This window comes from Rhodococcus sp. NPDC056960 (assembly GCF_042674125.1).
GTDB lineage: Bacteria > Actinomycetota > Actinomycetes > Mycobacteriales > Mycobacteriaceae > Rhodococcus_F.
Genome location: NZ_JBHURF010000024.1, coordinates 37,070 through 59,100, shown reverse-complemented (window position 1 = coordinate 59,100; position 22,031 = coordinate 37,070). Strand labels below are relative to the sequence as shown.

At 67.8% G+C, this 22,031-nt stretch carries 15 protein-coding genes, 3 tRNA genes and 1 pseudogene; 12 read left to right on the top strand and 7 right to left on the bottom strand.

All coding sequences use genetic code 11. From position 1 onward, the window contains the following. The gene (gene cmrA / locus ACFTWF_RS32305; RefSeq protein ID WP_378465163.1) at window positions 1-804 is read left to right on the top strand and encodes a mycolate reductase; all 804 of its coding nucleotides are present in this window, start codon (window positions 1-3) and stop codon (window positions 802-804) included. A gap of 9 nt (window positions 805-813) precedes the next feature. Here cmrA and ACFTWF_RS32300 read toward each other — a convergent pair whose 3' ends face one another. Beyond that, entirely contained in the window at window positions 814-2,547 is a 1,734-nt protein-coding gene (locus ACFTWF_RS32300) for a helicase HerA-like domain-containing protein (protein ID WP_378465162.1), read from the bottom strand. 85 nt (window positions 2,548-2,632) lie between these two features. On the opposite strand from ACFTWF_RS32300, the gene orn reads away from it, so the two are divergent. Together orn and ACFTWF_RS32290 are read left to right on the top strand one after the other, a co-directional pair. Continuing rightward, window positions 2,633-3,232 carry an oligoribonuclease gene (gene orn, locus ACFTWF_RS32295; RefSeq protein ID WP_378465271.1) on the top strand — a complete coding sequence of 200 codons (600 nt, stop codon included), beginning with the start codon at window positions 2,633-2,635 and terminating at the stop codon, window positions 3,230-3,232. Window positions 3,233-3,317: 85 nt separating this feature from the next. Then, a tRNA-His gene (locus tag ACFTWF_RS32290) sits at window positions 3,318-3,393 on the top strand. A 63-nt stretch (window positions 3,394-3,456) separates the two neighbouring features. Here the strand turns inward: ACFTWF_RS32290 and ACFTWF_RS32285 are convergent. Further along, complete coding sequence (locus ACFTWF_RS32285) at window positions 3,457-4,692, bottom strand: Ig-like domain-containing protein (protein ID WP_378465161.1); 1,236 nt, start codon at window positions 4,690-4,692, stop codon at window positions 3,457-3,459. Window positions 4,693-4,982: 290 nt separating this feature from the next. Between ACFTWF_RS32285 and ACFTWF_RS32280 the strand changes: the two genes are divergently transcribed. Then, window positions 4,983-5,055: transfer RNA gene (locus ACFTWF_RS32280), tRNA-Lys, on the top strand. Between the two features lie 161 nt (window positions 5,056-5,216). Here the strand turns inward: ACFTWF_RS32280 and ACFTWF_RS32275 are convergent. Beyond that, window positions 5,217-5,438 (bottom strand): DUF3618 domain-containing protein, encoded by a 222-nt coding sequence (locus ACFTWF_RS32275; RefSeq protein ID WP_005248277.1) that lies wholly within the window; start codon window positions 5,436-5,438, stop codon window positions 5,217-5,219. A gap of 161 nt (window positions 5,439-5,599) precedes the next feature. On the opposite strand from ACFTWF_RS32275, the gene bcp reads away from it, so the two are divergent. After that, entirely contained in the window at window positions 5,600-6,073 is a 474-nt protein-coding gene (gene bcp / locus ACFTWF_RS32270) for a thioredoxin-dependent thiol peroxidase (protein WP_378465160.1), read from the top strand. A gap of 200 nt (window positions 6,074-6,273) precedes the next feature. After that, entirely contained in the window at window positions 6,274-6,963 is a 690-nt protein-coding gene (locus tag ACFTWF_RS32265) for a TetR family transcriptional regulator (RefSeq protein WP_087561043.1), read from the top strand. Window positions 6,964-7,031: 68 nt separating this feature from the next. On the opposite strand, the gene ACFTWF_RS32260 is transcribed toward ACFTWF_RS32265, so the two are convergent. Then, the gene (locus tag ACFTWF_RS32260; RefSeq protein WP_037236411.1) at window positions 7,032-7,424 is read right to left on the bottom strand and encodes a holo-ACP synthase; all 393 of its coding nucleotides are present in this window, start codon (window positions 7,422-7,424) and stop codon (window positions 7,032-7,034) included. Between the two features lie 9 nt (window positions 7,425-7,433). Continuing rightward, window positions 7,434-16,760: a fatty acid synthase subunit beta domain-containing protein gene (locus ACFTWF_RS32255; RefSeq protein WP_378465159.1), complete on the bottom strand. Its 9,327-nt coding sequence runs from the start codon at window positions 16,758-16,760 to the stop codon at window positions 7,434-7,436. 455 nt (window positions 16,761-17,215) lie between these two features. Here ACFTWF_RS32255 and ACFTWF_RS32250 point away from each other — a divergent pair, with 455 nt between their 5' ends. The 6 genes and pseudogenes from ACFTWF_RS32250 to ACFTWF_RS32225 all read left to right on the top strand — a co-directional run bounded on the left by ACFTWF_RS32250 (window position 17,216) and on the right by ACFTWF_RS32225 (window position 20,614). Next, on the top strand, window positions 17,216-17,875 hold the full coding sequence (locus ACFTWF_RS32250) for a hypothetical protein (protein WP_378465158.1): 660 nt from the start codon (window positions 17,216-17,218) through the stop codon (window positions 17,873-17,875). Then, window positions 17,872-18,354 (top strand): annotated as a pseudogene (locus ACFTWF_RS32245) (HNH endonuclease). Before ACFTWF_RS32250 ends, ACFTWF_RS32245 begins: the two are co-directional and overlap by 4 nt. A gap of 46 nt (window positions 18,355-18,400) precedes the next feature. Next, window positions 18,401-18,485 (top strand) — tRNA-Leu (locus tag ACFTWF_RS32240). Window positions 18,486-18,601: 116 nt separating this feature from the next. After that, a complete protein-coding gene (locus ACFTWF_RS32235; RefSeq protein WP_378465157.1) occupies window positions 18,602-19,780 on the top strand; it encodes a hypothetical protein in 1,179 nt (392 codons plus the stop codon). Window positions 19,781-19,850: 70 nt separating this feature from the next. Continuing rightward, window positions 19,851-20,252 carry a transcriptional regulator gene (locus tag ACFTWF_RS32230; protein ID WP_378465156.1) on the top strand — a complete coding sequence of 134 codons (402 nt, stop codon included), beginning with the start codon at window positions 19,851-19,853 and terminating at the stop codon, window positions 20,250-20,252. Further along, window positions 20,249-20,614, top strand: coding sequence for a DUF3817 domain-containing protein (locus tag ACFTWF_RS32225; RefSeq protein WP_378465155.1), 366 nt, complete (start codon window positions 20,249-20,251; stop codon window positions 20,612-20,614). Before ACFTWF_RS32230 ends, ACFTWF_RS32225 begins: the two co-directional genes overlap by 4 nt. 6 nt (window positions 20,615-20,620) lie before the next feature. Here the strand turns inward: ACFTWF_RS32225 and rdgB are convergent, their stop codons facing one another. Together rdgB and rph are read right to left on the bottom strand one after the other, a co-directional pair. After that, window positions 20,621-21,238, bottom strand: a complete 618-nt coding sequence (rdgB, locus tag ACFTWF_RS32220; RefSeq protein WP_378465154.1) for an RdgB/HAM1 family non-canonical purine NTP pyrophosphatase — start codon at window positions 21,236-21,238, stop codon at window positions 20,621-20,623. Between the two features lie 4 nt (window positions 21,239-21,242). Beyond that, a complete protein-coding gene (gene rph / locus ACFTWF_RS32215) occupies window positions 21,243-22,031 on the bottom strand; it encodes a ribonuclease PH (RefSeq protein WP_005248301.1) in 789 nt (262 codons plus the stop codon).

Sequence of the window (22,031 nt, the reverse complement as noted above, 5' to 3'; positions counted from 1 at the left end):
GTGAGCTTGCCGAACCCCACTCCCAGTGCCCGCGCCGTCGTGACCGGTGCCTCGTCCGGAATCGGCGAGGCGCTGGCCACCGATCTCGCCTCCCGGGGCCACTCCCTCGTCCTCGTCGCGCGCCGCGGCGAGGTGATGGAGTCACTCGCCGCAACCCTGCGTGACAAATACGGCGTCGAGGTCGACGTGCGTGCGTGCGATCTGTCGGATCGCGACGCGCGGGCCGCCCTCGTCACCGAACTGGCCGGCCGTGAGATCAGCATCCTGTGCAACAACGCCGGCATCGCCACGTTCGGTCCGGTCGCCGGACTCGACCCCGCGTACGAACGGGCGCAGGTGGAACTCAACGCCGTTGCGGTGCACGACCTCACGCTCGCGGTGTTGCCCGGAATGATCGACCGCAAGTCCGGTGCCATCCTCATGGTCGGCTCCGCGGCAGGCAACATGCCCATCCCCCACAACGCCACCTACGCGGCCAGCAAGGCGTTCGTCAACACGTTTTCCGAGTCGCTGCGCGGCGAACTCAAGGGGACGGGGGTGAACGTCACGCTGCTCGCACCCGGGCCCGTCCGCACCGAGGAGCCCGATCCGGCGGACGCGTCGATCGTGGACAGGCTGGTACCCGACTTCCTGTGGATCTCCAGCGAATACACCGCCAAGGTGTCACTCGACGGTCTGGCGGACAACAAGATGCGCGTCGTGCCCGGAATCATCAGCAAGGCGATGTCCGTTGCCGGGCAGTACAGCCCGCGGGCGGTGGTCGCACCGATCGTCGGGACGTTCTACAAGAAGCTGGGCAGTTAGACCCCGCGTTCACCGCCTGCGGCGTGTGCCCGTCCCGAAGATGCTGCGGGAGATCTCGCGGCCGGCGGCCGACGCGGCCGAGCGGAGAAAACTCTTCACCGCGGAGTTCCCGAGAATCTGCTCGGCCATCGTGGGGCCCTCCGGTTGCGCGGGCGGTGGCGGCAGGTCGGGCAGGGACGGCAGGTCGAGGCCCTGATCCGCGGCCGGCGCGCCGGCCACCTTCGCCGTGAGCTTCTCGTACGCCGATTCCCGGTCGACGGTCTGCCCGTATTTCGCCGACAGCGCACTCGACGACGCCGCGGTCCTGATGGCGTCGTTGCCGATGGTGTCCATCAGCGAGCGCGGTGGTCGAATCCTCGTCCAGGCGACCGGCGTCGGCGCACCGCGCTCGGACAGCACGGTCACGATCGCCTCACCGGTGCCCAGTGAGGTGAGCGCGCTCTCGAGGTCGTAGTTGCCGGTTTTCGGGTACGTTCGCACCGTTTTGGTCAGCGCTTTCTGATCGTCCGGCGTGAATGCTCTCAGCGCGTGCTGGATTCGGGCGCCGAGTTGCGACAGCACCGCGTTCGGGACGTCCGTCGGCAACTGCGTGCAGAAGAAGACACCGACCCCCTTCGACCGAATCAGTTTGACCGTCTGCTCGACCTGCTGCAGAAACGCCTTGGACGCGTCCGCGAACAACAGGTGAGCCTCGTCGAAGATGAAGACGAGTTTGGGTTTGTCGAGATCGCCTTCCTCCGGCAAGGTCTGGAACAGGTCTGCCAGCACCCACATCAGGAAGGTGGAGAACAGCGCAGGACGTGCCGCCTGAGCGCCCAACTCGAACAACGTGATCACCCCCGCGCCGTCGATCACCCGGAGCAGGTCCTCGGTCTCGAGTTCGGGCTCCCCGAAAAACGTGTCGCCGCCGTCCGCTTCGAGATTGACCAGGGCCCTGAGGATCACCCCCGCAGTGGCCGGGGACACACCGCCGATTCCCTTCAGATCGGCCTTGCCCTCGTCGCTGGTGAGATGCGCGATGACCGATCTCAGATCCTTCAGATCGAGCAGGGCCAGGCCCTGGGTGTCGGCCCAGTGGAAGATCAGCCCCAGGGTGGATTCCTGAGTCTCGTTGAGCCCGAGAATCTTCGCCAGCAGGATGGGCCCGAACGCGGTGATGGTCGCACGGACCGGGATGCCGAGGCCGTCCGTCCCGAGCGACAGGAACTCGACCGGGGATCCCGCCGGTCGCCACTCGCCGTCGCCGGTCTCCGACGCCCGCGCCGCGATCTTGTCGCCGGCCTCGCCGGGCTGCGACAGTCCCGACAGATCGCCCTTCACGTCCGCCATGACGACGGGAACCCCTGCCGCCGACAACTGCTCGGCGATCCCCTGCAGCGTCTTGGTCTTTCCGGTCCCGGTGGCACCGGCCACCAGACCGTGCCGGTTGATCGTCGCGAGCGGAATGCGCACCCGGGCCGACGGATCCACCACGCCGCCGAGAACCACGGTGCCCAACTCCAGCGCCGCACCGTCCGACGAGTATCCGGCCGCGATACCCGCTGCGGCGCCGGCCGGGTCGGCAGCACCTGTGGGAGCACGGTTCTCCGCAGCCTCCGCCTCCCGGGCCTCCCGCTCCGCCGCTTCTGCCGCGGCCTCTGCCTCCGCCGCGATCCGGGCCGCGTCGGCTGCCGCCGCTCTCGCTGCGGCCGCCCTCTCCGCCGGGGTCGAGGCAGCGCCGCCGTGCTGCGATTGCTCGGTCATCCAAGCCCTCCTCGGATCACACACATCGGGAGAAAGTGTCCACCGCAGACCTTATCCCGTCGGCCACGTGACTACTGTGTTCCTGGTGCAGGACAAACTTGTGTGGATCGACTGTGAAATGACCGGCCTTCGGCTCGGTACCGACAAGCTGATCGAGATCGCGGCTCTGGTCACGGACAGCGAGCTCAACGTGCTCGGCGAGGGTGTCGACATCGTCATCCACGCCGACGACGAGGCTCTCGCGGCGATGCCCGACGTGGTGACCAAGATGCATGAGAACTCGGGGCTGACCGACGAGGTCCGGAAGTCCACGGTCACCCTCGCCGAGGCCGAGCAGCAGGTACTCGCGTACATCCGTGAACACGTGCCGGTCGCCGGGACGGCGCCGCTCGCCGGGAACTCGATCGCCACCGACCGCGGCTTCATCTCCCGCGACATGCCCGACCTCGACACCTACTTGCACTACCGGATGATCGACGTCAGCTCCATCAAGGAACTGTGCAGGCGCTGGTACCCGCGGATCTACTTCGGTCAGCCCGAAAAAGGTCTCGCCCACCGAGCCCTCGCCGACATCAAGGAGTCGATCCGCGAACTCCGGTACTACCGGAAGACGGCGTTCGTGGCCGATCCCGGGCCCTCTACCAGCGACATCACCTCAGTTGTCGAGGAACTCGGGCCCGCCTGAGATACCGATTGGCTTCTCGGGCACCGGACGCGCTAGTATCTTCCTCGCCGAAGTAACCGCCTCCGGACGGTGCCTGAAGCACATGGTGAGTGTAGTTCAGTTGGTAGAGCACCAGGTTGTGATCCTGGCTGTCGCGGGTTCGAGTCCCGTCACTCACCCCATACGGAAAGCCCCCGGCCTCGGCCGGGGGCTTTCCTCTTTGCGATTGGTCTGACGCCTGCCGGTCAGGCGTTCGAGTTACCGGCCTTCCAGACATCCCACGGGATGTTCCAGTCGCCGAGACCGTCCGTGCCCGACAACGTGCCGCCCACCGTGTTCTTCACGACCACGATGTCGCCGCGCTTGGTGTTGTCGTACACCCACTTCGCATTGGACGGGCTGAGGTTCAGGCAGCCGTGGCTCGCGTTCGAGTAGCCCTGCTGGCCCACCGACCACGGCGCCGAGTGGAAGAAGATGCCGCTGTACGACATTCGGGTGGCCCAGTCGACGGGGGTCTTGTATCCCTGGGGGGAGTTGACCGGAACGCCGTAGGTGGACGAGTCCATGACGAGGTTCGCGAATCGGTCGCCGATGATGTACACACCGTTGTCGGTGGGGGTGTCGTCCTTGCCCATCGACGTGGGCATCGTCATGATCACTTCGCCGTTGCGTTCGAACGTCACCTGCTTGGTGTTGTCGTCCGCGGTCGCGACGAGGGCGTCGCCGATGGTGAAGGCGGTGTGTACGTCCTCCTGGCCGTACAGGCCGTCGCCGAGATCACGTCCGTACACGGAGACCTTGACGTCGACGGCGGTGCCGGGCGCCCAGTAGGTCTGCGGACGCCACCGCACCTCGCGGTTGTTGACCCAGTAGAACGCACCCTCGACGGGCGGATTCGTCGTCACCGTGATGGCGGACTCGGCGGCCTTGCGGTCCGGGATGTTCTCGTCGAACTGGACCGCGATCGGCTGGCCGATGCCCACCAGGTCACCCTCGGACGGCATCACGTACGGCTTGGTGACATTGCCGGGCGCGCTGGTGGTGAACGCGGACGTCGAGGTGGTACCGCCGCCGAGACCGTTCGCCTTCACCTCGAGCCGGTATTCCTTGTCGTAGCCCAGCGGCTCGGTGTTGACCCAGGACAATCCGTCGGGAGCGATGGCGCCGTCGACCGGCACGCCCTCCGGGTTGAGCATGGTGACCGCGGCCAGGGTGCCGTCGGCCACCGTGACCGTCACCGGCTGTCCCGGTGAGAATCCCACCGCACCGTCGACGGCCGACGCCGTCAGCTTCGGCTTGATGAGCTCGGTGACCGGATTGGAATCGATCGGCGCCTCACCTTCCGACGTGACGTCGGCGCCGGAGACGGTGCACCCCGCGATCGACACTGCGAATACGAGTGATGCCGCCACAATCGTCGCCGTCCTCGAGACGGATCTCACCGATTGCGCACGCACGCGCCCGCCACGCCCCACACCCATGGATAACCCCACTTCACGTCCTCGCTCCGAATTCACGTTCAAGCCGGCACGTCCCCTCGCCTTCGCAAGACGAATCGGCACGTCGAGACCGTGTGGTTTCCAATGATGCCAGCCACCGGAGACCGGTTCCAACCAAGCGCCGGGCCGCTCAATAACGTTCGAATATCAATCGTGACCAGGGGCGCTCTCGTTACGCGCCACCCCTTGGAGTGGGGCGCGGCGGGAAGTCACCACCAGGCGATTTGCATTCCCGAGAAGCGACCCGCTAATGTTCTGTCTCGCAAGAGCGAGCGCCTATAGCTCAGTTGGTAGAGCAAGTGACTCTTAATCACTGGGTCCGGGGTTCGAGTCCCTGTGGGCGCACTTGCAAGAAAGGCCCCCATCCTCTCACGAGGATGGGGGCCTTTCTCGTGTCACCACCATCCCACCGTGAGCGCGGGGCGGCCGGATGACGAACGGGCCGCCGGAACGTGAAGTCACTGCGAACTTCACATCCGACGGCCCGTTCGATCGTTAAGGGTCGTTCAGCGCAACGCTTTGCGGAGCACCAGGAGCCCTGCCACCGCACCCACGGCGATCAGTCCGTACTTGACCGCCGGCTCGTTCAGCTTGGCGATCAGCGTCCGCTTCGTGTTCTCCATGAGACGCTTCGGGTTGGTGCGGACCGTCAATTCGTCGAGAGTGCTCGCGAGCTGATTACGCGCGTTCTCGATCTCACGCTCGATGCTCTCGGTGTCCCTGGGCACGTGTCCTCCAACTTGTTCGACTTGTTCGATCAGCGAGAGCGACGCTACCGCGGCGATCCCACACTTGCGTCAACCGTAGACGAGAACACGCGACCTGCGACTCCGTCTCCCCCGATCGCGCTTCGGCTCACCGTCGCCCCTGCCCGGTAGCCTGACTTCTCGTGACCGACAACAGCAGACTCGCCCCCGGAGACAACGCCCCCACCTTCACGCTGCCCGACGCCGACGGCAACGACGTGTCGCTCGCCGACTACCGCGGCCGCAAGGTCGTCGTGTACTTCTACCCGGCGGCGAGCACGCCGGGCTGCACCAAACAGGCCTGCGACTTCCGCGACAGTCTCGCCGACCTGAACGGCGCCGGCCTGGACGTCGTCGGCATCTCCCCCGACAAGCCGGCGAAGCTGGCCAAGTTCCGCGACGCCGAGGAACTGACCTTCCCCCTCCTCTCCGATCCCGAGAAGACCACGCTCGAGGCGTGGGGCGCGTTCGGCGAGAAGAAGATGTACGGCAAGACGGTGCAGGGCGTCATCCGTTCCACGTTCCTCGTCGACGAGGACGGCAAGATCGAGGTGGCCCAGTACAACGTCCGCGCCACGGGCCACGTCGCGAAGCTGCGGCGGGATCTGTCCGTCTGACCGGCGCACGGGCGGCTGCGACTGTCGGCCGCCCGTGAGCCGCCCTTGTGGCGGGTCGGAATCGCCCGCACCGGCCGCTTGCGGACGGTCACAGCCCTCCCCCGGAGATCGACGCGACGAGTTGCAACGGCCCCGTGAAACCTGACGCGTCACCGGGAGGGATCTTCGGAATCCGGACGAAAGACGGATAGCCTGGGGCGGTGGAGTCTTCAGTCAGCAAGCAAGCGCCGCGCCGTGTGGACCCGGCGTTGGAGCAGCAGTCGGACCCGCAGGAGCTGTTGCCCCGCAGACGTCCGACCCAGGAACGTAGTCGCCGCAAGTTCGACGCGCTGCTCACCGCGTCGCGGGAGTTGCTGGTGGACGTGGGATTCGAATCGTTCACCTGCGAGGAGGTCGCCGCACGCGCGGACGTCCCGATCGGCACCCTCTACCAGTTCTTCGCGAACAAGTACGTGATCGTCTGCGAGCTCAACCGGCAGGACCTCGTCGGGGTCCAGCACGAGATCGCCCAGTTCAACGGCGAGGTCCCGTCCCTCGACTGGCTGCGGTTCCTCAATTCTTTCGTCGATCACATGGCGGGGCTGTGGACATCAGATCCGTCCCGGCGGGAGGTGTGGCTGGCGATGCAGTCGACCCCGTCGACGCGCGCCACCGGGGCCATCCACGAGAAGGCGTTCGCCGAACAGGTCTCGCGAATGCTGGCGCCGCTGACCCCGCAGACGTCGCGGGAGCGGCGCACGATGATGGCCGAGGTCCTCGTCCACGTCGTGTATTCGATGCTCAACTTCTCGGTGCAGGACAATCAGAGCCACGCGGACGCCGTCGCCGAACTGAAACGACTGATGGTGGCGTACCTGCTGGTCGCCGAAAAGGAATCGCGCACCACCTAGGCGCTACGCGCACGTGCGCCCTTCTGGTTGCCGGAGCTACCAGAAGGGCGCACGAGCGCCGGAGGCGCCTACAGGGACTCGATGACGGCGAACGCGCCGGCCATGTCCCCGTCGTGGGTGAGGGAGATGTGAATCCTCACATCCGTCAGATGCTTGGCAACGTCTCCGCGTAGGCGGATACTCGGTCGTCCCCACGCATCCGTCACCACCTCGATGAGGTGGTGGATCATCTCGGGCAGCACCGGCGGGCTGGCGAAGAGAGACGTCGACCAAGCCTTGATCACTGCCTCCTTCGCAGCCCACCGGGCGGCGAAATGTCTAGCCGGATCGGAGCTCCGGGTCACGGCATCCCGACGCTCGCCCGGTGTGAAGTTGTCGAGCATTGCCGTCCCTGGCCGGTCCAGCTGCTCGGCGAACTCCGACACCGTCACGAGATCGAAGCCGATCCCCAGAACTCCCATCCGTCGTTCCTACTTGCAGCCGGGCAGACCCGAGCTGTACACGTCGTCCGCTCCCAGGCGCGCGGCCTCGGTGAGCAGGACGTCCGCCTCAAGCTGACGGGACGCTGCGGCCGGGACGCTGTCGCCACCGAAGCGGCGATCCGCCGGACGCTCGTACAGGCTGCCGCCACCGACCATAGCCTTGGCCAGACGACGCTGACCCTCGACGGTGCGCTTGCGTGCCTGCTCGAGGTACGCCTCACGCTTGTCGGCCGCGATGGCCTCGACGAACGCCTGCGGGTGCACGACCGCGACCATGCCCGACACGTGCCCGAAGCCGAGGCTGGTCAGCAGACCGGCCTTCAGCGGGAACTGCTCGCCGAAGCGGAGCGGCTCCCGAGCCCACACGAGGTGTTCGAACTCGGCCATCTTCTCGTCGACGCAGTCCAGGCTGCGGTTCGGCGGCACGATGCCCTGGTCCAGCACCTGGCAGAGACCGATCAGCTGGAACGCTGCGGCACCACCCTTGGCGTGTCCGGTGAGGCTCTTCTGCGAGACGACGAACAGCGGTGCACCCTCGCTGCGGCCGAGTGCCCCGGCGAGGCGCTCGTGCAGCTCCGCCTCGTTGGGATCGTTGGCCGCGGTGGAGGTGTCGTGCTTGGAGATCACCGAGATGTCGTCGGCACTCACACCGAGCTTGCCGAGGGATTGGGCGAGCTGCGAATCCGCTCCCCCACGACCCGCGCCGAGCGCACCGATTCCGGGAGCCGGGATCGAGGTGTGGACACCGTCCGCGAACGAGCCGGCGTAGGCGACCACACCGAGGACGGGCAGGCCCATCTCGAGTGCCAGGTCACCGCGGGCCAGCAGGATGGTGCCACCACCCTGCGACTCGACGAACCCGCCGCGACGACGGTCGTTGGCCCGCGAGAATCGACGGTCGTCGATGCCCTTGGCCCGCATGTCGTCGGTCTTGGCCGTGGCGGACATGTCACCGAATCCGATGATGCCCTCCGCGCTGAGGTCGTCGAACCCGCCGGCGACCACGAGCTGGGCCTTGCCGAGCTTGATCTTGTCGACGCCCTCTTCGACGGACACCGCGGCCGTGGCGCATGCCGCAACCGGGTGGACCATGGCGCCGTAACCGCCGACGTAGGACTGGACGACGTGCGCCGCAATAACATTCGGCAGGGCTTCCTGCAGGATGTCGTTCGGCCGGTTCTCGCCGAGCAGCGTGTCGATGTACAGCGACCTCATGGAGGTCATGCCGCCCATGCCGGTGCCCTGGGTGTTGGCGACCAGCGAGGGGTGCACCCACCGCAGCAGTTCGCTGGGCGTGAACCCACCGGTGAGGAACGCGTCCACCGTGGCGACGATGTTCCACAGGCCCACGCGGTCGACGGAGTCGGCCATGTCGGCGGGGATGCCCCACTTGGTGACGTCGAATCCGGTCGGGATCTGACCACCCACGCTGCGCGTGAGCTTCATCTTGCGGGGCACGCGGATCTCGGTGCCGGCGCGGCGCGTGACCTGCCAGTCACCGCTGTCCGGAACCGGCGTCGCGACCGTGTTCTCCGGGTCCGACTCGACGAAGGTCAGTGCCTCCGCCTCGGTGCTGACGACGAAGCTCAGGTCCTTGTCGAGGAAGACCGACGTGAGCAGCGGCGCCGTGTTCTCGATCATGGAGCCGTCGTCCGCGTAGCGGCGGATGCCGCAGTTCTCGACGACCCGGTCGTGGTACCGGTCCGCGATCTCGGCCTCCGGAACCAGTTCCCCGGTCTCGGCGTCGTACCAGCCCGCGGACGGCGTGGTCTCCCACACGACGAGTCCGGTGTTCCAGGCGAGTTCGAGAACGCCTGCCGCCGAAAGCTCTTCGTCGACCTCCATCTCGAAGCGGGTACGCGAGGAACCGAACGGTCCGAGCTCACCGGCACCGACGATGACGACGAGGTCCTCCGGAGCCGCAGTGACGCCGGACCAGGCCGGTGCCACCGACGCGGAGACCCGCGGCGGGGCCGGCAGAGCAGCGATCGTGTCGAGCGCGTCCACGTCCTCGTCCGCCTCGGCAGCAGCAGCCGCAGCTTCCTGAGCCTGCTTCGCCAGGGCGGGCAGGTCCAGGTTCGCCTGGGCGAGCCCACCAGTCAGGTCGGCCGCGAGCGGCTCGGTGGAGGCGAGGCGACGGGCCTCGGGCTCGCACCACTGCAGCAGTTCGGTGGCCATTTCCTGGGTGGACCAGGTACGGACACCGGCACCTTCGACGGCCTCGACCAGCGGGTCGTTGCCACCCATGAGTCCGGTTCCGCGGACCCAGCCGATGAGAGCGTGCACCAGGGTGACGCGCTCGGCCCAGTTGCGCTCGGCCTTCCAGCGGCCGACCACTGCGTCCAGCGCGGCCTTGGCCTCGCCGTACGCACCGTCGCCACCGAACAGACCGCGGTTCGGGGAACCGGGCAGGACCACGTGCAGGTGGGTGTCGACGTCACGGTCGTAACCGATCTTCGACAGTCCGCCGATCAGGCGCTCCACCGACCACAGGAGAACACGCATCTCCATTTCGGCGCGGGCGCCGGCGTCGGCGAGGTCGCCTGCCACGCGAGGCGCGGCGAACGGGAACAGCAGCGTCGGGGTGACCGCTTCCTTGACGAGCTTCTTCGATCCACCGGCCGTCTCGTACTGGGCTTCACCGATCCACTCGATGAGCGAGTCGATGTCCGTGTAGGACGCCATGTTCGCGGGAACCACCCACAGGGCGGCGCCGGCGCGAGCCGTGCGGCGGTAGAGGTCGCGGTAGAAGCCGAGACGCTTGTCGTCGAGACGCGAGGTGGTCACGAAGACCGTCGCGCCGCCGGCGAGGAGCTTGCCCGCGACCGAGGCCGCGATGGAGCCCTTGCTGGCACCGGTGACGACGGCGACCTGGTCCGCCCATTCCGGGGTCTCGTCGGTGACGACGACTGCCGCCTCCGCGATACGCCCGTACTTCTCCGCCAGGGCCGTACGACCCTCGTCGGTTGCGCGGGCCTGCCACCATGCGGCCTGCGCCGCAACGGACTTGCCTGCACCGGCGAAGCCTTCGATCTCGAGGGACTCGACGCCGGCCGCGTCGACCCACAGCCGAGCCAGGTCCTCGCGGGCGCTGGCCCAGCGGTCGTCGAGCAGCACCGCACGCTTGGCGTCGAACGCCGGAGCGACGAGTCGCGGCCAGTCGGAACCGAGTTCCGCCGACACGAGGTCGACGAGTTCGGTGTCGGACGGCTGCGCTGCCGCCGCCGTGTCGCCGGCGAATCCGAGCTGCTCGAGCACGAGGCGGGCGGCCGAGGCCAGCACGCCGTCGCGACCGGTGATGTGCTCGGTGAACTCGCCCAGCGCCGCCGCGTCGACGGTGCCGCCGGCGCCGCCACCCGAGGACGGGAGGGAGACGCTGATTCCGCGGCGGGAGGCTACTGCGGCCACCGCGCTGTCGATGACGGCGTCCACTGCGGCACCGTCGGCGAGTCCGCCGCCGGCCAGGCCGCCGAGGTCACCGCCACGGATGCTGGAGCCGTCGCGGGTTCCGAGGGCCACCTCGGCGGTGACGTGGTACGCCCAGCCGTCGCCGAGGTCCCAGACCTTCTTCACGCGGTCCGCGATCGCCGCCGGACGACGACCCGAGGGGCCGAAGACCTTGCGGAGGTGATCGTTGATCGAGTCGGACAGCACCGGGCCGAACGGCTTGTACGTACGGGCCAGCGAGTCGACCGTGCCGGCGAGCGAGCCCATGTCGGCGTCGGCGGCACCGTCGATCGCGCCGAGCGAGAGCTCGGAGCCGAGGTCGACGAGCAGCTGGTTACGCCGCGAGGACACGCCGTCGCACAGCGCCTCGATCGTGTCGACGGGGCCGACCTGATCGGGACGGAGCTTGGTCCACAGGCTGATCAGGACCTTGGTCGCGTCAGCAGCCTTGAATGCGATGTCGTCGGGACGCGGTCCACCGGACGGTGCGGCCGCCGGAGCGGGCGCAGCCGCGGGAGCAGCAGCGGCAGCGGCGGGAGCCGCGGCAGCGGGAGCTTCCGGCTCGTCGTCCTCGACCGGCGCCGGATCGACGTCGGTGGAGTACACGATGGCGGCTTCACGCTCGATGTTGAGGACCTCGACCGGGTAGCCGAAGCGGCCCGGCAGCTTCAGGGTCTGCGACGCGAGGTTCGCGACGGTCGGGACGGAGCCCAGGCCGATCTCCACGAACCGCTCGACACCCAGTCCACCCTCGGACTCGTCGGCGAACAGCAGATCCTGCGTCTCGATCCACCGCACCGGGCTGGCGAACTGCCATGCCAGGAGCTCGGTGAGGACCACGCGGGTGAGTTCGACCGGCTTCTTCGCCCAGGAGTCGAAGTCCTTCAGCACCTTGTCGAGGGGCTTCGACGGCACCAGGTCGGCGATCTCCTGCACGAACTCCTTCTTCAGGGAGAACGGCTTGGGAACCAGGTTCGGGATGTACCGCCCGATCAGGATGGCCGGGTCGATGTCCTTCGGCAGCAGTTCCTCGAGACGACCGCGGAAGTCGTCGACACCGCCACGCAGCACCGTGGAGTGGAACGGAACGTCGATGCCCGGAACCATGATGTAGGCGCGCTTGCCACCGAAAGCCTCACGGCGGATGTCGATTTCGACCTCCAGCGCGTTGAGCCCGGCGACCGTGCCGGCGATGGCGTACTGCGAGCCACGCAGGTTCAGGTTCACGATCTGCAGGAACTCACCGGTCGCCTCGGCGACACCGGCGACGAACGCCTCGACGTCGTCGTCGGCCAGACCGATCTGCGACGGGCGGATGGCGGCCATCCGGTAGTCGGAACGGCCCGCCTCGTCGCGGGGAACGAGTGCGTGCATCGCGGAGCCACGCTGGAACACGACCTCGAGAACCGCTTCGAGCGGCAGCACACCGGCGACGGCGGCGAGAGCGTTGTACTCACCGACCGAGTGGCCTGCGAGCAGCGCACCCTCGACGAAGGCACCGGACTCACGGAGCTCGGCGACCTGAGCCACACCGAGAGTCGCCATCGCGACCTGGGTGAACTGGGTCAGGTGCAGGACACCGTCCGGGTGCTTGTGCTCGACACCGCGGGCCTTGACGACCGTCGGGTTGTCGCGGACCACGGCGAGGATCGAGAAGCCGAGGGCCTTACGGGTGTGCTTGTCGGCGCGGTCCCAGATCTCGCGGGCGGCCTTGGACCGGGCCCGGGCGTCGAGGCCCATGCCGGGACGCTGGATGCCCTGTCCGGGGAACGCGTAGACGGTCTTCGGAGCCGCGGTGCGACCCGTCGCGACCATCACCAGTTCACCGTCGATGCGGCATCCGACCTCGACGATCTCGGCGCCACGGTCCACGGCGACGCGGTCGACGCGGACGTCGATCTCGGCGCCCGGGCGAACCATGCCCAGGAAGCGTGCGGTCCAAGCGGTGAGACGACGCGGCGGCGTCTTGGTCTCGGCCGGGTCCACGGCGGTGACGACCTGCTGGGCGGCGGCGGAGAGCCACATGCCGTGCACGATCGGGCTGCCGAGTCCGGCGAGCAGTGCCGCGTTGTCGGAGGTGTGGATCGGGTTGTGGTCGCCCGACACCTGGGCGAAGGAGCCCATGTTGCGGGGAGCGACGATCGTGGTGTCGCGGCGGCGGCGACGCGGGGTGTCGACGGCCTCGTCACTGAGCGAGCCACCGGCGCGGGCCGGGTCGGACAGTTCGCCCTTGCCGGTGCGGCCGCGGATCGCGAAGCGCTCCGACAGGGTGACGACGGCAGGCGCGTCCAGGCCCTCTCCGAGCATGGCGCCGACCTCGACCTTGACCTCGACCACGCGGCCCAGGTCGGTGTCGAGGACCGAGGCGACCTCGGCCTTGACCACGAGAATGCTGGTCTCCGACGGCAGTTCGCCGACGAAGTCGACGCTGTGGTCGAGGTGGACCAGGTCCAGCATGCCTTCGATGACGGAGAGCGAGTCCTCGGTCTTCGCGGCACCGAGCACGGCGAACACGGCGGGCCAGCAGGCACCGACGACGACATCCGGGACAGCCTTGCCGCTGACGCTCAGAGTGGTGGGCAGACCCGAGCCGGTGACACCGGCGTGGTCGGCGACCAGGTCGGGCATCCAGGCAAGGTTGAGCCGCGCGACACCGTTCTTGACGGTGGGCAGTTCCTGACCGGCCGCGACCGCGAGGAGCGCCGTCATCGACTTCTCCGCGTCGGGCTCGGTGACCACGGGGGCGCCACCGTCGGCGACGGATGCGGGAACGGTGATGGTGATCTCGACGGACTTGCCGGCCACCAGCGGGACGGTGAGGAGCACCTGCTGGGCGTCGATCACGGACAGCTCGGCACCGGTGGTCTCGTGGACCGCGCGGGTGTCGGACTCGATCGACCACTTGTCGAGGTCACCGAGTCGGCGAACCGGGTTCAGGGTCAGGCGCGAGGCCCACTGGATGTCGGGAGCCGACAGGACGGTGTCCAGGAGACCGCGGGCGATGTCCGCGTGGCGGCGCGCGAGCAGCGACTGCGGCGCGGCACCGGCGGTGACCAGCTCGTCGTAGGTGGCCTTCTCGAAGCGGTCCAGCAATTCTCCGACGGGCTCGTCGGCGCGGGTGATGCCCGCGACGGCGACGGTGCCGGGGATGATGCAGACCTGGTCGGCCGTGTAGCGGGGATCGTGCGCCTGCCACAGCGAGTCGGAACGCCACCAGCGGCGGACGTCACCGTCGACGACGGGCACGAAGTTGACCGGCTTGCCGGGGGTCTTGCAGAGCGAGACGAAGAACGAGACGTCCGCGGGGTGCAGAACCGTGGTCGCGTAGTCGGGGAACTGTGCCTGCAGGGCGCAGATGGCCGCCTCGGGACGCTCGAGGATCGCGTCGTCGGCGAACAGGGTGGGGATGGGACCGCGGTCGACGGGGTGCAGACGCGACTCGGTGCGCTGCAGCATTTCACCGAAGCGCGCACGCCAGGTGATGTCGATCCACGGGCTCTCGGAGGCCTCGATGATGGCGTCCTGGAGGTCGGAGCCGCAGTCGAATGCCTTCGCCGCGTCGATTCCGACGGCCAGCTCGAGGTAGCGGCGCAGCCACTGCTCGTACGTCATCGTCGCGACGTCACCGAAGTACGGCTTGGCCGTGACGTTCAGTGCCTCGATGATTTCGTCGCGGCGCTCGGCCACGGCGTCGGAGTCACCGGCGACCTCGTCGAGGAGGCGGCCCGTGCGGGACGCGGCGTTGTCGATCTCGTGGATGTCGGCGCCCAGCTGGCTACGGCCGGAGGCCATGCCGCCTTCGGCGGTGCCCGCACCGACCCAGTCCGGGGTACCGGGGGTGTCGACGAGGAGCTGCTTCACCTCGGGAGAGGTGGTCGCCTCGAGGGTGGCCATGGCGGCGGTGCCGACCAGGATGCCGTCCAGCGGCATGGCCGGGAAACCGTGCGCGACGGACCAGCGACCGGTCAGGTAGTCGGCAGCCTGCTCGGGCGTGCCGATGCCGCCACCGACGCACAGGACCAGGTTCGGCCGGGTACGCAGCTCCGCGTAGGTGTCGAGGAGGAGGTCGTCCAGGTCTTCCCACGAGTGGTGGCCACCGGCGCGGCCGCCCTCGATGTGGGCGATGACGGGGAACGAGGGAACCTCGTTCGCGATGCGGATGACCGAGCGGATCTGCGCGACCGTGCCCGGCTTGAACGCGACGTAGCTGAATCCGGCCTCGGTGAGGTCCGCGATGATCGAGACGGCGTCCTCGAGCTCGGGGATGCCTGCGGTGACGACGACGCCGTCGAACGGCGCACCCGCGGCGCGGGCCTTCGGGACGAGGCGCTTGCCACCGACGTGGAGCTTCCACAGGTAGGGGTCGAGGAACATCGAGTTGAACTGCACGGCGCGGCCCGGCTCGAGCAGCCCGGTGAGCTTCTCGACGTTGTCGGCGAAGATCTGCTCGGTGACCTGGCCACCGCCGGCGAGCTCGGCCCAGTGGCCTGCGTTGGCGGCTGCAGCGACGATCTTCGGGTCGACCGTGGTCGGGGTCATGCCCGCGAGCAGGATCGGCGAACGACCGGTCAGCTTCGTGAAGGCGGTCTCGACTCCGATGCGGCCGCCCGGCAGCGACACCGGCTTCGGGAGGAATTCGGTCCACGCGGCGGGAACCTCGGGCGTTGCGCCCGGGGTGAGGAGGTTGCGGTTTCCGCCACGGGTCGCGGCGGCGACGATGCCGACGCCCTGGCCGCGGACGCTGGCCGAGGTCATGCGGGTGAGGAGGTCACCGGGTCCGAGGTCGAGGATCCAGGCGGCACCGGCTTCGATGGTGCCGTCGACGGCGTCGACCCAGTCGACGGGATCGACGAGGCAGGCGCTCGTGAGGGCGCGGGCCTTCTCCTCGTCGAGACCGCAGCGCACGGCCCACTGGCCGACGATGTCGATGGTCTCCGCGAGTGCGGGGTGGTGGAAGCCGATCTCGACGGTGAGGGGCTCGAAGACGGGCGCGAAGATGGAGCCGCCACGCTTCTTGGCGTCGCGCTCACGGGCCTCGTCGGCCTCGATCTGCTCGCAACGCTGCTGGACGCGTGCCAGCTGCGCCGGCGGGCCGGACAGCACGACGCGACGACGGGCGTTCCGGATGCCGAGGACGGCGGCGCGCTCGGGCTCGAGACCCTCCGCGAGCTCTGCGACGATCTGACGGAGCCGTTCCGGGTCGACATTGGAGACGGCGAGCATCGGGGTGGAGTCGGCGGCGGCGATCACTCCGCGACGACGGCCGACCAGACCGGCGGCTGCACCGATCAGCTGAGCGAGGGCGAGGAGTTCGCCGTCCTTCTGGCCGGAGGCGGCAACGGCCTCGGCGGCGATGAGTCCCTGGGAGTGGCCGATCACCGACACGGGAGCCGTAACCGCGGGATCGAGGCCCTGAGCTGCCAGCGCACGCAGCGCCGCGACCTGGGTGAGGAAGACGCCGGGGAGAGACACCGCCGCCGAGGTGAGTGCAGCCGCGGAGGGTCCGGCCGCCTGCGCGCCGTCCTCTTCGTCGGCGAGTTCCTGCTCGAGGATCCATGCGATGGGGTCGAAACCGACCGGGCGAACGACGAGGAGTTCCTGTGCCACGGGGGCCAAGAGGTCGGCCGCGTCGTTGACGATCGTGGTGAGTGCCGGCTCGAGTCCGTTGTCACGGCTCAGTTCTTCGAGCGAGCTCAGCCAGGGCGCGCCCTGACCGCCGAAGGCGAGCGCGTAGGGCTCACCTCCGAGCAGACGATCCACGAGGGTGCCCTTGCTCGACGACCGAGTGTCGTCCCGGTCTACGCCGATGCGCCGCGAACCCTTCGAGTTTCTTCCGTTTCCTGCGGGTGTCGTGTCGTCAATCGTCACGCGTAATGTCCTCTCCTGGTCCCCTCTGGGGGGAGGTGGGGATTGCTGTCTGCTGCCCTCGGCATCGTGTGCCTGCTGTATCGGCTCTGATCAGCTGTTCTGGGCCGTTCAAGGTTGACACAGAATCATGAGGATTTCCTCACGTTCACGGCCGGCCCCCGTGTCACAGCCACGCATCGGAGAAATATCGCGTGATGTCGCTCACAGACCTTCCGCGAAGTGACCGACGGGTAGATCACGTCGTCGCTGGACGTGGCGGTGCAAGGACGTCCAAGAACCTGAGGAAAGCCTCACGTTAATCGTTATCAATTCGTTACCACCTTGACGAAGTGCCTGGTTCATGCACGTCTGCGCCCCCGGACGCGGGTCCGGACGGCGGTAAATCCGAACCTGTCGGACCCTCGCACTAGTGTTCGAACAAAGTTCAGCAAACAGCCGTTCTCCGGGGGGAAGAAATGAGCACTGCACACGTCCGCATCCTGCTCGACCACATCGACGCCGAGCTGCCCAGGCATTCGTGGCCGCACTGGACGGAGGGATGGCCGCGGGAGATCGAAGCCGGGCTGCTCGACGCCGCTTTCTCGGCCCGCGCCACGTTCGGCACACCCACCTCCGGCGTCCGCGCCGTCGTCACCCGCTGGCGCGCTCACCGCATGACATCGCTCGACGACCTCACCGCACTCGCCGCCCATGCCCACGAACCCGGGCGTCTCGTCGAGATCCTGGACAACAGGCAGAGGGTGCCCGGGAACTACACCACCAAGGCAGAGGCCGTCGCGACCGCTGCCCGCGCGCTCACCGAGGCGGGGTGCCTCACGTCGGCCGATCTCCGCGACGACGACACACAGCGCAACGCCCTCGTCGGGGTGCCCGGGTTCGGTGTCGCCACCTGGGAGTGCCTCCTCATGCAACTCGGCATCCCCACAGCAGAATCGCGAGAAGTGTTGTGCGACTTCATCAGCGAGGCACTCGAGCTCGAATCGCCCGCCTCCGCAACACACGTGGAGGACCTCGTCGCCGCCGTGGCCGCACGGCTCGAGACCACACCCGCCACCGTCACCCACGCCATCTGGCACTACCAGCGCCGGCAGCGTCGGTCGGCAGGTGCGAGATGAAGTACACGCGCGAGGTACTCGAGCAGGCAGTCGCAGAATCGACGAGTTACGCCGGCGTCATGCGACTTCTCGGACTGAAGCCCGCAGGAGGGACACACGCTCACTTGCGTCGCCGGATCAGGTCACTCGGAATCGACACGTCGCACTTCACGGGTCAGGCGCACACCTAGGGGTTACCTGCCCGAAACCGAATGACGTGGCAGGAGATACTGATCCGCCGCCCAGCGAACAGCCGTCGCGTTGCAGCTCACCTTCTGCGACGGGCACTGATCGAGGCAGGAGTGCCGTACGAATGTGTCACGTGTGGTGTGCAGGATGAATGGTGCGGGCTCCCGCTGATCCTGCACGTGGACCACATTCGGGGAGACCCGTGCGACTCGCGCTTGGAGGAAGTGCGGTTCCTGTGCCCCAACTGCCACAGCCAGACCGCAACGTGGGCGGGGCGCAAGAGCAGCGATGACGGCAACCTCGCCGGTTGAGTGCGAATGCGGGAGTGCCTCGTTCATGGCGTAGTCTGTGCATCGCGCGCGAGTGGCGTAATTAGGCAGCCGCGTCAGGTTTAGGTCCTGGTGTCCGAAAGGACGTGGGGGTTCGAGTCCCCCCTCGCGCACTTCTCGACTTCGGGCTGATGCGGCGCCCGGTACCCGCCAGGGTCGGGGCGGCCCGCAATACCTCCCTTGCGATCCGCCTCTCCACACGCCAACTCGTCAAAGGAGCATTTCCGCCATGTCGTCGAAGTCCGTGACAATCGCGCTTCTCCCCAGCGAGCCTTCCCAGGCACGCGCCGAGGTCTCGTGGGGTGGTAAGAAGCTCGAGGTCGAAACCTCGGCCAACATCTCGCTTGCGCACGGCATCGAACCGTGGGTGTATCCCGCAGCACTGGTGGGGATGAAGCGGGGCATGCCGGTATCGACCGACGAGCCGGTTGACTCCGCCGTCCTGAAGGGCGTCGAGAAGGCCCAGTCGCTACTCGACTCGTGGTACGGCGACATGGGGGCGGTAGAAGTCCACGCCGAGCTGTCCACGGTTGCCGAGTGCCAGGACGGGCGCGGAGTCGGCTGCTTCTTCAGCGGCGGACTCGACTCGTTCTACTCGGCGATCAAGCACAGCGACACGATCACGCACGTCATCTTCGTGCACGGGTTCGACATCATGCTCGATAACGAGAAGCTGTTCCTCGAGACGGTGACCGCTATGCGTCGTGCGGCCGCCGATCTCGGCAAACAGCTGATCGAGGTGCGCACGAACCTCCGTCATCTCCACTTCCTGAACGGTGTGGACTGGGGCAGGGCAGCGCACGGCGCGGTCCTCGCGCATGTCGGACTGCTGCTGTCCGAGCACCTTCACACTGTGATCGTTCCGTCGAGCTTCGCCAAGTCCATCCAGGAGCCGTGGGGCAGCCACCCCGACCTGGATCATCTGTGGGCCAGCAGCGCGGTGCGCTTCGAGCACGACGGAGTCGAGGCCACCCGGCCGCAGAAGGCTGCCGGGATCGCGCAGTCACCTGCCGCCCTCGACAATCTGCACGTCTGCTGGACGAATTACGGAACTGACTACAACTGTGGAAAGTGCGAGAAGTGTGTGCGCACGATGATCAACCTGCGTGTCGCCGGCGCGCTGGACCGCTGCCCATCCTTGCCGGACGAGATCCCGCTCGAGGTCATCGGTCGCACCCGTCTCGATCACGGCGCGAAGCAGTTCGCGCAGGAGAACCTCGACGCCCTGCGGGCGTCGGACATCGATGATCCCGCGCTCGAAGAGGCACTGGAGAAGGCGATGAACCCGAGCGCCATGAAGCAGGTTGAACTGTCGATTCACACCGCGCTCCGCAACGCGCAGCTTCTCGCGACGGCACTGGTGGCGAAAAGTTCACGCAAGGTCGGGCAACTCGTCGGCCGCGGGTGACGGCTGTGACCGCCGCCATAGCGGCAACCTCTCCTAGCAGCACATTCGGCGATTCAGGTACCGTCTTTACGTGTCCGGAAACCGTAAGCAACGCCGCCCCGCGCTGATTCTGTTCGTGGCCGTCGGGGCTGTGGGGTGCCTTGCACTCGGCTGGTGGCAATGGACACGCTTCGAAGCGGTGGGCGGCACCGGTCAGAATCTCGGCTACGCATTCCAGTGGCCCCTGTTCGCGGCGTTCCTCGTCTACGCCTACCGCCGGTTCGTGCAGCTCGAGGATGCCGAGCCGGCCGACACGGCCGACGTCCCGGATACTCCCGCCGAGCTGAGGGAGATCCCGGCAGACATCCTGCCCGCTCGCCCCTCGATCGCCGAGGACGACGATCCGGATGACCTCGAGAGCCTGCAGATTTCGCAGTACAACCAGTACCTCGCCGAGCTGTCCGCTCGCGAGACCGATAGGAGCACCACGTGAGCACGGGCCAAGACGAGACGATTGCCGGTTCGGTCGTAGACACCGCGAAGCAGAAGAAGATCGCTCCCGCGCTCCTGCGCTACCGCGTCCTCGCCTACGCCACCGGCGTGTGGCTGCTGGTCCTCACCGCAGAGGTGGTGGCCAAGTACATCTTCAAGGTCGACAACCTGCCCACCTGGATCGCCGTGGTCCACGGCTGGGTGTACTTCGTCTATCTGCTGGTGACGCTCGACCTGGCAGTCAAGGTGCGCTGGCCCGCGGGCCGGACGGTCGGAACGCTCCTCGCCGGCACCATTCCGTTCCTGTCGTTCTACGTCGAGCACCAGCGGACCAAGCAGGTCCGGCGCGACTTCGGTCTCTGACCGCGCTCAGCGGCCGCTGAGCGCGGCCAGCGCGGGGACCAGCTGAATCAGGGCGCGCCCTCGGTGCGAGGACGCGTCCTTCTCCTCGGGTGACAGCTGCGCGGCCGACCGAGTGTCACCCTCGGGCACGAATACGGGGTCGTACCCGAATCCGCCGTCGCCGACCGGTTCACGGGCGATGCTCCCCCGCCATTCGCCCCGGACGACCGCTTCGTCGCCGCCGGGCACCACGAGCGCGCACGCCGAGACGAATGCCGCTCCCCTGCGCTCGTCGGGCACGTCGCCGAGCTGAGCCAGGACGAGTGCCGTGTTCGCGGGATCGTTTCCGTGCGTACCCGACCACCGGGCGGACAGGATGCCCGGCATGCCGTTGAGGGCATCTACCTCGATTCCGGAATCGTCTGCGACACAGGGCAATCCGGTTGCCGAGGCGCCGTCGCGCGCCTTCGCGAGCGCGTTCTCCTCGAACGTGGCACCTGTTTCTGGGGCCTCGGGGAACTCGGGCACGGCGTCGAGCCCGACCAGTTCGATTCCATCGACCCCCGCCGCCGCGAGCACGCGATGCAGTTCCCGGAGTTTCTTCGCATTGCGGCTGGCCACCAACACCCGTGTGGTTCCCGGCACCGGCCTAGCTCCCGAACTTCTTCTTCGACGTCTCCGGGACCTTCGGCTCCGGCAGCACACCGGGGTAGGGCAGTTCGAGTGCGGCCTTCTGGATCTCGAAGAGTTGCTCGCACCCGGCCAACGCCGAGTCGAGGAGTTTGTCGAGCGTGCTTCGCGGGAAGGTCGCGCCTTCACCGGTGCCCTGGATCTCGACGAGGGTGCCGGTGTCGGTGGCCACCACGTTCATGTCGACCTCGGCGCGCGAATCCTCCTCGTACGGCAGGTCGAGGCGCACCCGGCCGTCGACGACACCGACGCTCACCGCGGCGATGCCGCACGAGATCGGCTGGGGATCGGCTAGGCGGCCGGCGGCACGGAGGTAGGTCACCGCGTCGACGAGGGCGACGTAGGCGCCGGTGATGGCGGCTGTGCGGGTTCCACCGTCGGCCTGCAGGACGTCGCAGTCGAGGGCGATGGTGTTCTCACCGATGGCGGCGAGGTCGATGCAGGCGCGGAGTGAGCGGCCGACCAACCGGCTGATCTCCTGCGTGCGCCCACCGACCTTGCCCTTGACGGACTCTCGGCCGCTGCGGGTGTGGGTGGCGGCGGGCAGCATGGCGTACTCGGCCGTCAGCCAGCCGAGTCCGGAGCCCTGACGCCAGCGGGGAACGCCGTCCTCCACACTGGCCGTGCACATCACCCTGGTGTTTCCGAATTCCACCAGCACCGATCCCGCGGGATGAGTGGTGAACCCCCGGGTGATCTTGACCTCGCGGAGTTCGTCGTCCGCCCTACCGTCTTCTCGTGTGGTCAC

Bases quoted from the DNA above. Each gene is read 5' to 3' on its own strand.
- ACFTWF_RS32235 (WP_378465157.1), top strand. From the start codon at position 18,602: ATGTCGTCGAAGTCCGTGACAATCGCGCTTCTCCCCAGCGAGCCTTCC.
- ACFTWF_RS32250 (WP_378465158.1), top strand. From the start codon at position 17,216: ATGAGCACTGCACACGTCCGCATCCTGCTCGACCACATCGACGCCGAG.
- ACFTWF_RS32285 (WP_378465161.1), bottom strand. From the start codon at position 4,692: ATGGGTGTGGGGCGTGGCGGGCGCGTGCGTGCGCAATCGGTGAGATCC.
- ACFTWF_RS32260 (WP_037236411.1), bottom strand. From the start codon at position 7,424: ATGGGAGTTCTGGGGATCGGCTTCGATCTCGTGACGGTGTCGGAGTTC.
- ACFTWF_RS32300 (WP_378465162.1), bottom strand. From the start codon at position 2,547: ATGACCGAGCAATCGCAGCACGGCGGCGCTGCCTCGACCCCGGCGGAG.